This window comes from Paracoccus acridae, assembly GCF_014642735.1.
In the GTDB taxonomy this organism is placed as follows: Bacteria; Pseudomonadota; Alphaproteobacteria; order Rhodobacterales; family Rhodobacteraceae; genus Paracoccus; species Paracoccus acridae.
In genome coordinates this window covers 1-553 of record NZ_BMIV01000099.1, presented here as the reverse complement: position 1 = coordinate 553, position 553 = coordinate 1, and the positions used below count along the sequence as shown (strand labels likewise).

Sequence of the window (553 nt, the reverse complement as noted above, 5' to 3'; positions counted from 1 at the left end):
TGTTGATTTCCACCCAGAACTGAGCCGGCATTTCCATCGAGAAGTGAGCCACCTCTGACTATGGATTTCCGGTCATTCAGTGGTCAAGGCGTGATCGTTCTCCTTCTTTTGGCGCGCTGCGGCGGCTGAACTGGCTTTGAAGCGGAAGCTGTCGTTTCCGGTCTCCAGGATGTGGCAGCGATGGGTGAGACGGTCGAGCAGTGCGGTGGTCATCTTGGCGTCGCCGAAGACCGTGGCCCATTCGCTGAAGCTGAGGTTGGTGGTGATGACGACGCTAGTGCGTTCGTAAAGCTTGCTCAGCAGATGGAAGAGCAGCGCCCCGCCCGAGGCGCTGAAGGGCAGGTATCCCAGCTCATCGAGGATCACGAGATCGAGGCGGGTCAGGCTTTCAGCGATCTGCCCGGCCTTTCCCTTGGCCTTTTCCTGTTCCAGGGCATTGACCAGTTCAATGGTGGAGAAGAAGCGGACCTTGCGGCGGTGATGCTCGATGGCCTGGACGCCGAGGGCGGTTGCGATGTGGGTCTTCCCCGTGCCCGGGCCGCCGATCAGGACG

Annotated in this window: 1 protein-coding gene; it reads right to left on the bottom strand. The window is 60.4% G+C overall.

From position 1 onward, the window contains the following. Positions 1 to 72 precede the first annotated feature (72 nt). Positions 73 to 553 (bottom strand): ATP-binding protein (locus tag IEX25_RS19985; protein WP_188717482.1); only part of this gene is annotated, 481 nt, incomplete at its 5' end.